We start from the raw sequence: 12519 nt of genomic DNA, 5'->3' as shown, positions 1-12519 counted from the left end.
GGACTGGATCCGGTTTGAATAACAGGTAGCCGGCCAGGATTTAGCACCAAGCTGCTGAACCCTGGCCGGCTAACTTATCGAATGACAGAAATCACATGCGACCAGACCACATCCCCATAGGTTGCCACGGCAACGTAGGTACCCGCTGAAACCGGCACGCCGGCGTCTGTTGTACCATCCCACTCGATCTCATACCTACCCATTTGATGCACGGGTAGCGATAACGTACGAACAAGCCGGCCAAGGCTGTCATAAATCCGCACCATTACGGTTGTATCAACCAGTTGATTAACCTGAACCTGCAGCGTTGTTGTTGTACGAAACGGGTTGGGGTAATTGGACAGAATCTGAACCGCAACATCGGCCGCTTTCTCAATCCCACCAGGAAGTTCTTCTTCGTCCTCGTTTGAGACCGCCATACCCCCATCTTCTTCGCTCCCCTGAAAACTTGTAAAGGGGGTTACAATACCAAAAGACAAACTCAGACCAATGATTTCTTCTCGCAATGCAAGCGCTTCACTTGAGGTGTCCTTGAAGCTGTAATAGGCAACCAGCAGTTCTTCGATTTTCTGCTTGGCCCATACCTTGGTCAGAAACTGATTGGACGTGACGGCTGAATCTGCAAGGTTGAGTGTGTAGGTGTAGCTGACGGGTTGCCCGAACGCATTGCCATTCAGTGATATATTTATCGGGCCCGGTTCTCGGTATCGGCCAGAGACGATCATTTGCTGCCCCTTGTACAGGCTGGGCAACGGATTGGGGAAAATTTCGCTGATCCCGGTTTTGTCAAAAGAAATGGACGTATTTAGTACAACAGGGTTACGGATTCGCAAATAAAAGTCAGTGATTCGCTGCTCCAACTCATCGCTTCCAAGGAATTCTGCAAGCCCCTGATTGTTTGTAGCCAGTAAAGTTAACAACTGTGTATCCACCGCAGAACCAATTCCGAAAGTAAACAGAATTGGGTTGGTGTCGGTTTGCGCAACAGTACTTTCGACGAGATTCAAAATCGTTGGCGTATCCCGTTCTCCAACAGTTGCTACGCCATCGGTGAAAAACACGATCAGGTTTGCTGTGTTTGCATCTGCTGAAGCGAACTGCGAGATGGCCGTGGTTAGCGCTTCGGCAATGTTCGTCCCGCCGCTGGCGCGCAACCCGGCAATGTATGCCAGCGCTTCTGCTTTGCTCGTTTCATCGAACGCTACATGCTCGGGCCCCAGGCTGGTCACATCCCGACTAAAATCAATGATATTGAACTGGTCTCCTTCATTCAGGTTGTTCACAATGAAGCTTGCTGCATCGCGGGCCTGCTGAATTTTGCTTCCTCCCATACTTCCTGAACGATCGATGATCAGGGTAAACACTTTATCAATCACAGCCGAGTTGTCGCTTGCATCGGGCTCAGCAATAAACGTAAAAAAACCCGGCACCCAGCCATCTGCAACAAGAGAATCAGGCAGGAACGTGCTAAACCCAAAGAGCCCAAGCTCATCCTGACTCAGGCTGTACTGCACCTCTACGTCCATATCCATCGGCAATTCGGACAGGTTAAGCGAGAGCAGGGCTGCATTTCCAGTGTTGTTCAACTCAATATTCCCATGACTCGGCACAGTAACTTCTTCTATGGTGCGTTGTGAGGTAAGATCAAACGTAAATAACTGGTCCAGCACAGGGTCAGTTTGAACAGATTCGTACTGGTTCGGATAGGAAAACGACACATTACCAAAGGCATACGGCAAGAGCTGAACGTATTGCAATTCGATCGAAATGCTTGAGTCAGCCGGCACTGTTTGCGTAACATCAAACCTGAACGGCGTTGCCCCGAGGTAATTGTCGATGGCAGCCGGATTTCCTCCTACGGGAATACCTGGCAGGGTTGTGTCTTGCGGCACCGCTTCTATCAGACCCCGGTACCAGGTTTCATCGAGCAGCCACCGGATACTCGTGGGGCTTGCGTCTTCAGCCATCGGAAATCCAAATGCAATCCGTACCGACGCGCCTGAGTTGTTTTCAAAACGTTGGGTCGTTGTGACTATTGCAACCTGGTCCTCAATCCGGACATCCACATGATTGGATGCGAGGTAAAGGTATTCCTCCATCGCGGCATCAACAATTGCTACCCCCTGTCCAAATGCAGCGGGTGTGATCAGCAGCAGCAAAGCAAACCATAACAAGGTGGTAAGGCGGCTGCAGCGAACGTATATCGAAAAAGTGGTAGTAAAGCTGTTCATGATCTGTTTCGAGGTTGATGACGCCTGAAGTAGAGCGCTGACTTGGGGAGAACACAATAATTTGGAATGCTGCTTTTCAAAATGAATGCCTATTCTAATTTGTGCGATTTCAGGCTGTTTTAGCCGAAAAAGGTGTTCATTCCGCGTACAGCCATACATCTCAGTGGCCATGTTATGAACAGGTGTAGGGGAACCGGCAATCATATTGTACGTACATTTGGACATTCGCAACTATGGCAGCCACCCATGCCCCTGAAAGACCTCGAAATAAAACCGGCTGACCCGACCTCACCTGTCCCACTCTATTTCCAGGTAGAAAAGGATTTGCGTCGGCTGATTTATGAACAAGAATTGCCACCGGGATCGATTATCCCGCCAGAGCATGAATTGTCCAGATCGTACCAGGTTAGCCGGCATACCATCCGCCAGGCCCTTTCGCGCATTGAGGCTGATGACCTGATTAGCCGGGGTGCCGGCCGGGGCACCATCGTCAAGCCGCAACAGCATCTCACCCTGCTTTCGATGGCGCGGAGTTTTACAGCAGAAATGGAGACACGGGGCTACCAAACCCACTCCCAGATTTTAGACAAAGCCGCCGGCATTGTAGGAGACAGCCCAGACCCCGCACTGGAAGACTACGCAGGATCCCCTTGCCTCAACCTAACCAGGTTACGGTTCGCCGATGATGAACCCGTATGTTTGCAATACACAACAATCATCACTACGCGCTGCCCCAACCTGATCGAGCACGATTTTAAGTCGAATTCTCTTTACAAGGTGCTCTCAGAAAACTACCAGTTGTACATCGCCGCTTTTGAATATTCGCTATCGGCCCTGCCGGCAGACAAAATGCTGGCAAAACAACTCGACATTGAAAAAGACACACCTGTTCTTGGGGTCACAACAACCGCAAGGCTGGACAACCAGCAAATTATGGAGCACACCGAGAGCTACTACCGCGCAGACAAATACAAATATGTGATTGCGCATCAGTTGAAAAAGTAATTCCCCGATTTCTGACACGATAAATCCAGCAAGCCCTTGAACCCGGCATTACAGTATCTCGAGCAAGCAACAAACATCCTGAAACGCATCCAGGACACCCAGATGGATGCCCTCGAAAAGGCAGCAACCATTTGCGCAGATTCTATCGGCCAGGAAGGCCTCGTTCACCTGTTTGGTACGGGCCATTCGCGGATTCCCATTGAAGAGATGTTTCCACGGCACGGAAGCTTCCCGGGTTTTCATCCGATGGTTGAACTTTCGCTTACGTTTCACAATCCAGTTGTCGGATCAAACGGACAGCGGCAAGCCATGTATCTCGAACATGTGGAAGGGCTCGGCAAGATGATCCTCCGCAATTTTGTATTCGACCAGCGCGACAGCTTCATCATTTTCTCCAATAGCGGTGTGAATGAAGTGGTTGTTGAGATGGCACTTGAAGTAAAGAAAATGAACCTGCCCGTTATCTGTGTGGTGTCGGTTGATCATTGTGAGTATTCTGCGGCCAAACACAGCAGTGGTAAAAAGCTGATTGATGTCGCAGACGTAGTACTTGACAACGGCACACCGGGCGGCGACGCAATGGTAACAATCGACGGACTCGAAGACCCGGTAGGACCAGGATCAACCATTGGCGGTGCAGCGATTGTGAATGCGTTGAAATGTATGATAGCAGACAAGCTGACGCGCATGGGCAAACCACCCATCGTGCTTTCGAGCGGCTTTTTCATTGGCGCCGAAGCCTCAAAAGAACGCTTTGACGTCTGTTACGACGATTACCGCCGGCGCATGCGCAAAGTGTTTGGCACCGACTAACCCTTCACCACGAGACTTTCATGGCTTCACAAACGCTTGCAGGCAAAGTTGCTTTTGTCACCGGCATTGGCAGCGGCATCGGGCGTGCCTCCGCACTGTTGTTTGCGCAAGAAGGCGCGCAGGTTGCCGGCGTCGATATCAACGGAGAATCTGCAGAGGAAACAGTAGCAGCCATTCGGTCTGCCGGCGGAGATGCTACCAGTTGGCAAGCTGACCTCACCCAACACGAAGCGGTAAAGCATACCTTTGCAGCCATCCACAAAACGTATGGCAACATCAACGCTGCCTTCAATGTGGTTGGCGCTAGCGGCCGCAAACACGGCGATGGCCCGGTGCACGCATGTACGGAAGCCGGCTGGGACTGGACGCTCGACGTAAATCTCAAAAGCATCTTTTTGTGTTCGAAATACCTCGTCCAGAATATGCTGGACAACGACGGCGGCGCCCTTGTTAACCTTGCCTCAGTGCTCGGGCTGGTAGGCGGAGACGAAGACTTTGGCACCCACGCTTACGCAACCAGCAAAGGTGCCGTAATCAGTCTTACCCGCTCGATCGCAAGCTACTATGCGCCGCAGCAGATACGCGCCAATGTCGTGTGCCCATCCCTGATTGCAACAGGCATGAGCAAACGCGCACAAACCAACGATCACATCAAAGAGCGGCTTAAAACTCTGCAGCCGTTGACTTCAGATTTTGGCACACCAGAAGACGTTGCCCAGGCTGCACTATATCTGCTTTCAGACCAGGCCGCTTTTGTTACCGGAGCTGTACTTACTGTAGATGGCGGCTGGTCCGTCCGATGAACCCTTTCCTTCAAATTCCAGGTTGCCCACAACAATACCGATGACGCACATTTTCTCGAAACCCGTACGCGACCTCTGGCAAACTGATGTACTGGTTGTTGGCAGTGGATCCGCCGGCGCCACGGCAGCCATTGCTGCTGCTCGACAAGGTGCATCGGTAGCGCTTGTCGAACGCTACGGCTTTATGGGCGGCACCAGCACCCAGGTGCTCGATACCTTTTACGGGTTCTACACCCCCGGTGAACCGCCGAGAAAGGTGGTAGGTGGCATTCCCGACCGCGTGGTCGAAGCGCTGATGTCGCACAAAGCAGCGCTCATTCGCCCCAACACATACGGCGCCGGCAACGGTGTCACCTATGATCCCGAGATCCTAAAAATTGTGTGGGAGCAGCTTGCCCTCCAGGCTGGTGTAAAATTGCTCTATCACACCCTGGTGTGCGACGTCGAAATGGATGGCAACCGCGTTACGGGCGTGCTTGCCATCAACAAGGGGGGACCGGTTCGACTACAGGCAAAAACCATTATCGACGCTTCGGGCGATGCAGACGTGGCAGCCGCAGCCGGCGTGCCATTTGAAGGCTTCAAAGACGGCCCCATCCAGTCGCTCACAACAACCTTTCGGATGATCAATGTAGATACGGATCGCGCAACGCAGGTTAAAAAGGACCAGTTGCACAAGCTTATGGCCGAGGCGATTGCCAGCGAAACGTTTGATCTTCCGCGCAAGGAAGGCAGTGTGCACATCACGCCGTTTGAAGGCGTGATGGCAACCAACATGACGCGAGTAGCAAACATTGACCCGCTGGATCCTGTTGCGCTGACCGATGCGGAATACGCCGGCCGACAGCAGGCACTCGAATATGCCCGCTTTTTGATTCGCTGCGTACCGGGGTATGAAAAAGCGGTCCTCTCAGATCTGAGTACACAAATTGGTGTACGAGAAAGCCGGCGGGTTCAGGGCGATTACCGTCTCACAAAAGCCGATGTACTCGCTGCCCGGTCATTTGATGACGCCATTGCACAGTGCGGTGCCCCCATTGAAGACCACCACAGCGGAGGAGATACACACTGGGAATATTTACCGGAAGGTGAGACCTACGGAATCCCCTTCCGTTGTCTGCTTCCGCAGCACGCGGAAGGACTCCTCGTTGCCGGCCGCTGCCTGTCTGCTGCCCATGACGCCCATGCTTCCGTTCGCAGTATGGGGCAATGTATGGCAATGGGCCAGGCTGCGGGGGTGGCTGCAGCAATGGCTTCCACAACGAACCAAATGCCGCGTGCGCTGACAACCGATACGCTACGACAATCTTTGCGAGACATTGGCGCTGTTGTGGACTGACATTTGGTTTTCAGATCAGCGTGTGTAGCTTATGCACGCACAACAGCGCTGCAACGACAAGTAAGATACACACCAGTTTAACTTTTTAACACGTAACGAGCATGCTTACAACCAGTATCATCGGAAGCTACGCCTGGCCCTCATGGTTCATCACATCTGTTCAGGCCATAGAGCGCGGCGAGTATGGCCCCAGAGACATCGAGGAAACCCTGAATGACGCCGTTGATCTGGCTATTCGCGACCAGGAAGACGCTGGCGTTGATATTATCAGTGACGGTGAAATGCGGCGTTTTGGTTTTTTTACCGCTGACTTCTACGGCAAACTGTCAGGCCTTACGCCGCTAGCCCCACTTCGCAAACTTGGACCGGGTGGCCACGACCAACGCGAGCGCTACGATGCATACGAAGCCTTTGACGCTCCCAACGGCCTCGGGCTTGTCGAAGAATTTGAGTACGTAAAAACCCGTACAAATAGCCAGCTCAAAGTACCCTGTCCCGGTCCGTATACCCTCGCCGGCCGCATTATGCCGGGGAAGATCTACAAAGACCGCATGGAAGTCTCCGAGCGGTTTGCTGAAATTATCAACCGCGAACTGAAAGCCCTGGTAGATGCCGGCGTCGAGTTTATTCAGCTTGATGAACCTTCTTATGCTGTGCACAAACGTACGCCAAAAGCCTTCGTTGACCTGTTTAATAAAACGGTTGAGGGCGTTGATGCGCGCATCAGCCTGCACCTGTGCTTCGGCAACTACATTGGCCGGCCGGTTGCACATCGCATCTACGAACCAATTTTCCCGCATATCCTCGATGCCAACACCGACGAGTTTGCCATGGAATTTGCTAACCGCGAAATGGCTGAAATCGAATTGTGCAGCCAGATTATAGAAGCAGGAAAAGACGTTGCTGCCGGCGTCATCGACGTAAAGAATTATTTCATTGAAACCCCCGAAATTGTAGCCGACCGTATCCGGCGCCTCCTCGAGCATGTCCCACCAGACCGCCTCATCCTGACACCCGACTGCGGCTTCAGCCAGACGGCACGCTGGGCCGCCCGGGCAAAAATGATGGCCATGGTGCAAGGTGCAAAACTGGTGCGCATGGAAGTTTGACCGGCAGCAGCTGATTTCGGATAAATTGATACCCTCCTGAATGGATAATCATGCGGTGATCCGGACCGTCCTTGGTGACATTCCAGCTACCCAGCTCGGGATCTGCTACCCCCACGAACACCTCTTCGGTGCGCCTCCTGCACAGCTACAGGAGGCAGACTTCATCCTGGATGATGCTGCAGCGGTCATACAGGAGTTGACTGCCTTCCAACAAGCCGGCGGCCAGGCTGTCGTCGACATGTCAACCCGTGACTATAACCGCAACATCCGACTGCTACACCAGGTTGCTGAAGCAACCGGCACCCACGTCATTGCAGCCACCGGATTTAACAAGGATCGCTTTTCCAAACCCCTCATTGCCCAAATGACGGATGACGATCTGGATGCGTTGTTACTGCGTGACGTCACAAAAGGCGTTGACAACACGGCCTGCTGTGCGGGTGTGCTCAAAGCCGCATCTACGTTAAACGAAATCTCTCCAACAGCCCGACGCGTATTTGAAAGCGTTGCGCGCATCCACCAACAAACTGGTGTCCCCATTTCAACCCATACCGAAGCTGGCACCATGGCCATGGAGCAGGTTCGGTTGCTCACCAGCAACGATGTTGCACCAGCAAACATTATCATCGGTCACCTGGACCGTAACCTCGACTGGCCCTACATCCTCGACATAGCACAAACCGGTGTTTTTCTCGGGTTCGATCAAATCAGCAAAGAAAAATACTTCCCGGATGCCTTACGCATTACCTTCATCTTGCGGTTAATTGAAGCCGGGCACGGCCACCAAATTCTTTTGTCAGGCGATCTTGCCCGCCGGTCATATTGGCCAGCTTACGGCTTTGGCAACGGCCCCGGCTACACGTATATCCTGTGGCGATTTATCCCATGGCTCATCCAGGCCGGCGTTACACCCGAACAAGCCCATTCGATACTCACGGATAACCCGGCAAATGCGCTTTCGTTTGTGCTGTGATTTCGGGTTTTCGGGTTTTCGGGTTTTCGGGAAATTGTTGAAACAGGTTATGTTCATAGACTTGCTTGCGTCAAATAAAGGCATAGACTAAGAGGTGCTTTTATGTGGACCTGTATGGAAGAGCTGGAGGTCTGGCAAGATGGGCGAAAACTTACAAACATGATTTACGCTATCACTAAAAAGCCGGCCTTTTCAACAGACTTTGCTTTAAGAGATCAGATCAGACGCGCAGTTATTTCGATAACCTCAAATATCGCAGAGGGCTTGGAACGCAGCTCCAAGCGGCAATTCTTGTATTTTCTAAAGATTGCAAAAGGATCTGCCAACGAGGTGCGCAGCCAGCTCTATATCGCCCTTGATCAGGGCTATATCAACCAAGACACATTTCAGGAGGTTTACGAACAGGCCTCACGAACCATCTCTAAGATTGGTGGATTGATCTACTACCTAGAATCCAACTAACCAACGAAAACCCAAAAGTACGAAAACCCAAAAGCACGAAAACCCAAAACAAGAGAACGGCATAATTTATGTCAATCAAATGTCAGCAGCCCTCCAGTGCTATCCATCGCAATGCCTAACCGTCCATGAAGCGTATAATTCTTGCAAGCTGCCTCCTGCTGAGTCTCACAACACAGGCTACTGCGCAATACCTCTCACAAATAGAAAGTTTTTCTACCGTAGTTAGTAATGATGTAGCCATTGATGCCGCCGGCAATGCCTATGTAACCGGGTCGATCAGTGGCAGCACCGAATTTCTCTCATCGGGGTCGACAACAGCAGCTTTCACCCTACAAAGTATAGGACTGAAAGATGTCTTTGTCGCCAAATACGATCCGGCAGGGGATCCGGTATGGGGATTTAGTATTGGCGGTATTGCCGCCGGCCCCGGCATCGACGATGAAGGGCTGGCAATTGAGGTTTCTTCCGCCGGCCACGTGTTTGTCACTGGATACTTCCAGGGCACTGCAGACTTCGATCCTGGCAATGGTGTAGCAGAAATCACAAGCAATGGCTTCCGCGATGCTTTTATGGCATCCTATACTGCTGACGGCGAATTACGGTGGGCCCGTGGATTTGGCGGTACAGCCGACGACAGAGGACAGGACGTGGGTGTGCATAGCACTAGCGCCGTGGTCTTTACAGGCTTTTTCAGAGAAACAGGTACGCTTTCTTCCGATCCTACTGACGCTGTAACCAGCGCCGGCGAGGAAGACGGCTACGTGATTAGTATGGACCCCGAAGCCAACTTGAACTGGCTTTTCCACTACGGCGATTTTTCAGTGGACAAAGGCAATCGAATCGCCACAGATGACGCCGGCAATGTCTACCTGCTCGGTGTCTTTTCGAGAAACGCCAACCTGGACCCCTCAGGTAGTGCAGATGCATTATCAAGCCTGAATGGCAGTCAGGATGGCGTACTTGCCAGCTACACACCAGCCGGTGTATTCCGCTGGGCCATCCCGATCGGTGGCGCGCAACTGGACGGTACAACCGGGCTTGCCGTTGATGCGGCGGGCAATGCCTTCTTAACTGGCTTTTTTATCGGTACCGTCGATTTTGCTCCGCTGAACGGGCCGCAGGAAGTCACAAGCACGGGGCGCGACCAGTATATTGCCCGCTACACGCCAACCGGGACGCTCGCGTGGGTTTTCCCGCTCGGCACCGGCTTTGCCCAGGGTAGCGACATTGGACTCAATAGCAATGGCGACCTTATCGTCAGTGGTTTTTTTGCTGGCGAAATTTTTCCAAATCCGCAGTCGACGCTTCGCCTGACAAGCAACGGCGAGCAAGACCTGCTCCTCGCCAGTTATGATAGCAACGGCAGTTTCCGGTGGGCAAATGCCCTGGGTGGCCCATTAACGGAAGTCCCAACAGGGGTAGCACTCAACGAGGCCGGCAATGCATACCTGACAGGTTATTTCCAGGACGAAGTGGATTTCGATGTAGGTGCAGATACCCTATTGCTCGCAAGCGCCGGTAGCTTTGACGGCTTTGTGGCGCGCTTTGCACCGAATGGCTCAATTTCAGTTGCGAATGAAAACGAACCTCCTCTAGCAACAACGCAGTTCACGGTGTATCCGAATCCGGCAGTAAACAGGGTTATCCTTAACCTTACTCCGGGTAACACAGGCGCAGACAAGATAGAAATTGTCGACCTCCTCGGTCGGATTGTTTATACACGTGCCTATTCGAGATGGGCAGGAATATCCCAGCAACTCGACATCCCTGTTTCAAACCTGCCGGCCGGCGTTTATATCATCCGAATGCAGAACGAGCCAGGGACAACCTTGCCCTTGACCATCGTCCGGTAAACGAAATCGACGCTATTGGTCTGCTATGCGCTTGTAGGTGATGAACCGAAAACCATCCCTGGGGCGTGTCTCTGTTATTTCAAACAGGGTACCAACCAGATGCTCAAAAGGCGGAAAAAACGCATTCCCTTCGTAATCTCCCTCTACCAGGGTTAACTCCAGCCTGTCTGCACCCACCAAAAAGTGCTCATAAATTTTACCCCCGCCCCCAATGTAGATGATGGGTTCATCTTTCAAGGCTTCCATCATAGCATCCGGTGATTCATACACTTCAATGTCGGGATAGCCGGATAAATGCCCTTTAGACGTCAGGACAATGTTACGGCGCTTCGGCAAGGGGCCGCCAAACTGTTCAACAAGTGACTCAAAGGTGCGCCTGCCCATAACGAGTGGGTGTCCAAGTGTATGCGACTTGAAGTGTTTGAGATCTTCAGGGATGTGCCACGGCAAGCTCAGGTCATTTCCGATCACACGGTTTTTTTCGGCAACTGCAGCGATAAGGACAATTTCCGGTTTTACTACTTCCATAGAAACACGCTAAACGGCGATCGGCGCCTTGATTCGTGGGTGATGTTTGTAATTGATCAAATCAAAATCTTCGAACTGGTAATCGAAGATAGAATCGGGCCGGCGCTTGATAAGTAGACGTGGTAACGGATGTGGCTCCCGCTCCAACTGCTCTTCCACCTGCTCAAGATGGTTGAGGTAAATATGCGCGTCTCCGATGGTATAGATTAGATCTCCTACATCCAGGTCACACTGCTGCGCAATCATATGGGTTAAAAGTGCATACTGCCCAATATTGAACGGCGCGCCCAGGAAAAGGTCATTTGAACGTACGTAGAGCGAGCATGATAACCGTTTCTCAGCCACATAAAACTGAAAAAACATATGGCATGGCGGCAGCGCCATGTCTTGAATCTCTGCTACATTCCAGGCCTGAACAATATGCCGACGGGACTCTGGATTATTTTTGATGCTTTCAATCGCCTGAGAGATCTGGTCGATATTCGCGCCCGAACGCGTTTCCCACTGGCGCCACTGTTTACCATAAACAGGCCCCAGATCACCGTTCTCATCAGCCCAGTCGTTCCAGATTTTGATGCCATGCTCATTGAGGTACCCAACGTTGGTCCCCCCCTGCAAAAACCAGAGCATTTCGTGGGTCAACCCTTTAAAAAACACTTTTTTTGTGGTCACCAGCGGAAAACCATCCCGCAAGTCAAACCGCATTTGATAACCAAAAACGCTCAGCGTGCCGGTGCCGGTGCGGTCACCTCTACGGACACCGTTGTCTTTCACGTGTCTGAGCAAGTCCAGGTACTGCTTCATGAACTACCTACTTTGAAAAGTTTAGCAGAAGATACAGCATAAACTGTATCTGGTTTATGTAGGGCCGGATCATTTTCAGGGATACTTCTTTTTTACCAGATAATCAACCCTCTCGTTAGTTACGCCGACACGGCGCTGAAATTTTATGGATCCGAACCTGCATCAGAAAATGGGCATCCACCACCTGAACCGCGTATTAAGCTATGCAACCATGGTAACCCAGGACGGCAAAGCAGAAGTCCACCTGACAACAGAAGATTGGTGGGTTGTGGCTGATACGCTCTTCAAAATGGATACCCCAAAAGAAGTACTGCCAGAAGCCATTGAGCAATATGCACTCGCCAACGAAAATAAAGCAATCGAATTAACCACCAAGGATTGCGTGATTACGATTGAAATGATGTGAGGGGGTTGAAGGTTGTTAAACTTCGACCTTCAAAATTCCTTGTTCGGTGTCAAGGGTGTTCAGAAAAATAGTAGCTAGCAAAGATTAATTCGTTTTCAGCAAGTTAGCGCGTGGACGTCCACCAAATGCGTGGCGATGTGCGGTGGGTGCTTTTATCGGAGCGTTTTCCTGAATAAAATTCAGGAGGACCTGT

Annotated in this window: 12 protein-coding genes; 9 read left to right on the top strand and 3 right to left on the bottom strand. The window is 51.7% G+C overall.

Annotated features, from left to right (window positions below):
• Positions 1-74: 74 nt before the first annotated feature.
• Entirely contained in the window at positions 75-2231 is a 2157-nt protein-coding gene (locus AAF564_21980) for a VWA domain-containing protein (protein ID MEM8488236.1), read from the bottom strand.
• A gap of 246 nt (positions 2232-2477) precedes the next feature.
• On the opposite strand from AAF564_21980, the gene AAF564_21975 reads away from it, so the two are divergent.
• From AAF564_21975 to AAF564_21940, 8 genes are all read left to right on the top strand, one after another.
• Positions 2478-3236 carry a GntR family transcriptional regulator gene (locus tag AAF564_21975; protein ID MEM8488235.1) on the top strand — a complete coding sequence of 253 codons (759 nt, stop codon included), beginning with the start codon at positions 2478-2480 and terminating at the stop codon, positions 3234-3236.
• A 36-nt stretch (positions 3237-3272) separates the two neighbouring features.
• A complete protein-coding gene (locus AAF564_21970; GenBank protein MEM8488234.1) occupies positions 3273-4049 on the top strand; it encodes an SIS domain-containing protein in 777 nt (258 codons plus the stop codon).
• A gap of 20 nt (positions 4050-4069) precedes the next feature.
• Positions 4070-4852, top strand: coding sequence for an SDR family NAD(P)-dependent oxidoreductase (locus AAF564_21965; GenBank protein MEM8488233.1), 783 nt, complete (start codon positions 4070-4072; stop codon positions 4850-4852).
• Positions 4853-4892: 40 nt separating this feature from the next.
• Positions 4893-6191 carry an FAD-dependent oxidoreductase gene (locus AAF564_21960; protein MEM8488232.1) on the top strand — a complete coding sequence of 433 codons (1299 nt, stop codon included), beginning with the start codon at positions 4893-4895 and terminating at the stop codon, positions 6189-6191.
• Between the two features lie 101 nt (positions 6192-6292).
• Positions 6293-7300, top strand: a complete 1008-nt coding sequence (locus AAF564_21955) for a methionine synthase (GenBank protein ID MEM8488231.1) — start codon at positions 6293-6295, stop codon at positions 7298-7300.
• A gap of 40 nt (positions 7301-7340) precedes the next feature.
• A complete protein-coding gene (locus AAF564_21950) occupies positions 7341-8273 on the top strand; it encodes a phosphotriesterase-related protein (protein MEM8488230.1) in 933 nt (310 codons plus the stop codon).
• A 114-nt stretch (positions 8274-8387) separates the two neighbouring features.
• Positions 8388-8735 (top strand): four helix bundle protein, encoded by a 348-nt coding sequence (locus AAF564_21945; GenBank protein ID MEM8488229.1) that lies wholly within the window; start codon positions 8388-8390, stop codon positions 8733-8735.
• 125 nt (positions 8736-8860) lie between these two features.
• Positions 8861-10588, top strand: a complete 1728-nt coding sequence (locus AAF564_21940) for a T9SS type A sorting domain-containing protein (protein MEM8488228.1) — start codon at positions 8861-8863, stop codon at positions 10586-10588.
• Between the two features lie 12 nt (positions 10589-10600).
• On the opposite strand, the gene AAF564_21935 is transcribed toward AAF564_21940, so the two are convergent.
• Both AAF564_21935 and AAF564_21930 read right to left on the bottom strand, forming a co-directional pair.
• Positions 10601-11116 carry a dihydrofolate reductase gene (locus AAF564_21935; protein MEM8488227.1) on the bottom strand — a complete coding sequence of 172 codons (516 nt, stop codon included), beginning with the start codon at positions 11114-11116 and terminating at the stop codon, positions 10601-10603.
• A gap of 9 nt (positions 11117-11125) precedes the next feature.
• Positions 11126-11920: a thymidylate synthase gene (locus tag AAF564_21930; GenBank protein ID MEM8488226.1), complete on the bottom strand. Its 795-nt coding sequence runs from the start codon at positions 11918-11920 to the stop codon at positions 11126-11128.
• A 145-nt stretch (positions 11921-12065) separates the two neighbouring features.
• Here AAF564_21930 and AAF564_21925 point away from each other — a divergent pair, with 145 nt between their 5' ends.
• Positions 12066-12326, top strand: a complete 261-nt coding sequence (locus AAF564_21925) for a hypothetical protein (protein ID MEM8488225.1) — start codon at positions 12066-12068, stop codon at positions 12324-12326.
• Positions 12327-12519 lie beyond the last annotated feature (193 nt).

This window comes from Bacteroidota bacterium (genome assembly GCA_039111535.1).
In the GTDB taxonomy this organism is placed as follows: domain Bacteria; phylum Bacteroidota; class Rhodothermia; order Rhodothermales; family JAHQVL01; genus JBCCIM01.
This window is presented reverse-complemented; position numbering and strand designations above follow the sequence as displayed.

Bases quoted from the DNA above. Each gene is read 5' to 3' on its own strand.
- AAF564_21980 (MEM8488236.1), bottom strand. From the start codon at position 2,231: ATGAACAGCTTTACTACCACTTTTTCGATATACGTTCGCTGCAGCCGC.
- AAF564_21975 (MEM8488235.1), top strand. From the start codon at position 2,478: ATGCCCCTGAAAGACCTCGAAATAAAACCGGCTGACCCGACCTCACCT.
- AAF564_21965 (MEM8488233.1), top strand. From the start codon at position 4,070: ATGGCTTCACAAACGCTTGCAGGCAAAGTTGCTTTTGTCACCGGCATT.
- AAF564_21960 (MEM8488232.1), top strand. From the start codon at position 4,893: ATGACGCACATTTTCTCGAAACCCGTACGCGACCTCTGGCAAACTGAT.
- AAF564_21955 (MEM8488231.1), top strand. From the start codon at position 6,293: ATGCTTACAACCAGTATCATCGGAAGCTACGCCTGGCCCTCATGGTTC.
- AAF564_21950 (MEM8488230.1), top strand. From the start codon at position 7,341: ATGGATAATCATGCGGTGATCCGGACCGTCCTTGGTGACATTCCAGCT.
- AAF564_21945 (MEM8488229.1), top strand. From the start codon at position 8,388: ATGGAAGAGCTGGAGGTCTGGCAAGATGGGCGAAAACTTACAAACATG.
- AAF564_21940 (MEM8488228.1), top strand. From the start codon at position 8,861: ATGAAGCGTATAATTCTTGCAAGCTGCCTCCTGCTGAGTCTCACAACA.
- AAF564_21935 (MEM8488227.1), bottom strand. From the start codon at position 11,116: ATGGAAGTAGTAAAACCGGAAATTGTCCTTATCGCTGCAGTTGCCGAA.
- AAF564_21930 (MEM8488226.1), bottom strand. From the start codon at position 11,920: ATGAAGCAGTACCTGGACTTGCTCAGACACGTGAAAGACAACGGTGTC.
- AAF564_21925 (MEM8488225.1), top strand. From the start codon at position 12,066: ATGGATCCGAACCTGCATCAGAAAATGGGCATCCACCACCTGAACCGC.